1 pseudogene is annotated in these 230 nt (G+C 66.5%); it reads right to left on the bottom strand.

The window, feature by feature from the left end:
* Window positions 1–230: pseudogene (locus ACQG3P_RS25310) on the bottom strand (LysE family translocator); the annotation flags it as partial.

Below are 230 nucleotides of genomic sequence, written 5' to 3'. Positions count from 1 at the left end.
CCGACCCGCAGCACGCCCATCACCCGGTCGCCCCAGTGGCTGGCGCGCATGAAGCGTTGGCGTACGGCTGCTGTGGAGAGGGCTACGCTGCCCAGGACGAACCACGCTGCGTTGACCAGGCACAGCCACAGGCCGTAGAGCAGCTGTACGGGGAGCGGTGTCTTTGCGCTGACAAGTGTTGGGAACACAGCCAGGAAGAACAGGGTCGCCGAGGGGGTGGTGGCGTTGGT

This window comes from Stenotrophomonas sp. SrG (assembly GCF_050031795.1).
GTDB classification, from domain to species: Bacteria; Pseudomonadota; Gammaproteobacteria; order Xanthomonadales; family Xanthomonadaceae; genus Stenotrophomonas; species Stenotrophomonas rhizophila_A.
The sequence above is the reverse complement of the archived record's forward strand: the minus strand, read 5'-3'. Positions and strand labels throughout refer to the sequence as shown.